Raw genomic sequence first — 966 nt, forward strand, 5'->3', positions numbered from 1 at the left:
AAAGAAAACGTTGATTTAATTATCACCGGAAGTCATGGTGTACATGGCTTGCAATTACTACTAGGATCTACCTGTAATGCTATTTTACATGGGGCAAAATGTGATGTCTTAGCCGTGCGTTATCCTGAATGATTATTACCATGCCACCCATGATAATTCTCCGCAGTAATAATGCTCTGAAACAATGCTATCCATTGGTCATTAACAATGCATGTACTTCATCTTGTAAGTCTTTGTATATCGATTTTTATAGATGTTGACTAAATGAGTGAATTTCAGGCAAGCTTTACTTCTCCCCCAAGGTAGCTGTATTTTTCTTGCTGTTTTTGAATGTAGTTAAATTTACGCGCTATTCAAACAAGCTTGAGCATTTGCTTTCCCGTGTGCGCGCTTTAACCCCACGTGCTCAGTAAATTCACACAAATGCTCTGCGGTACCCACCGCACCAGTGAATATACCTTCAAAGTTTGTGGTGAGTTTGAGCCAACTTTCATCGCTGATGTGAAGTCTTGACAGTATATTTGCGGTTTTAGTCTCGATAGCGCCTCGTTTGTCTGCTCTTATTACGCGACCTGTTTCATCTACAAGGGTTAAATAGTCCTTCAAGCTAAAGCGGATACCGGAGGTTTTAGCTTGCTGTTCATTGCCCGTAAAAGGTAATAACGTTGTGGGTTGCTCCCCGATAATGGCTGCTTTGATACGCAGTTGAATACTGGTAAAACTCGATTGCTCAGGTGTTGGGGCAATGCCTGCACGCACTGGATTTAAATCTACATAAGCCATACAAGCGAGTAATGCCCCTTCATCGAGCAGGGCTTGTGATTTAAAGCGTCCTTCCCAGAAGTGCCCCGTGCATTTATCTTCTTTATTGGCTTGTCGAGCAATAGGCTCGTTTAATGCCCGCATAAACCAACTGATATCGATTAAGCGCTGTTTATAGACCTGTGCTGTTTCTTCAACCATTTC

At 42.1% G+C, this 966-nt stretch carries 2 protein-coding genes; one reads left to right on the forward strand and one right to left on the reverse strand.

Annotated elements, in window-relative coordinates; all coding sequences use genetic code 11:
• On the forward strand, positions 1–132 hold a 132-nt coding region (locus H4J76_RS19460; RefSeq protein ID WP_182231142.1), incomplete at its 5' end, for a universal stress protein.
• A 210-nt stretch (positions 133–342) separates the two neighbouring features.
• On the opposite strand, the gene H4J76_RS19465 is transcribed toward H4J76_RS19460, so the two are convergent.
• On the reverse strand, positions 343–966 hold a 624-nt coding region (locus H4J76_RS19465; RefSeq protein ID WP_404842545.1), incomplete at its 5' end, for a transposase.

This window comes from Colwellia sp. BRX9-1 (genome assembly GCF_014077195.1).
Taxonomy (GTDB): Bacteria; Pseudomonadota; Gammaproteobacteria; order Enterobacterales; family Alteromonadaceae; genus Colwellia_A.